We start from the raw sequence: 234 nt of genomic DNA on the forward strand, positions 1-234 counted from the left end.
GGGGCCGGCCCCGCTGGCTCTGGGACGAGACGGCGCAGGCGTGGACGGTCGCGGTGGATCGCTGGCATGTCGGGTTCGTCGACCTGTCGGCGGGCCAGGGGCTGCTGGGGCAGGTGGAGGGCCGCACCGCCGAGGCGGTGATCGACTGGCTGGACGCGCGTGGCCCGGCGTGGAAGGAGCAGGTGAAGCACGTCGCGATCGACATGTGCACGATCTTCAAAGCGGCGGTGCGGG

The 234-nt window shown here is 72.6% G+C and carries 1 protein-coding gene; it reads left to right on the forward strand.

Annotated features, from left to right (window positions below):
* Positions 1-234, forward strand: a 234-nt coding sequence (locus ACWJ6R_RS38350) for a transposase (RefSeq protein ID WP_449066850.1), incomplete at both ends; no start/stop codon positions are given.

The organism is Planomonospora algeriensis, from assembly GCF_977012225.1.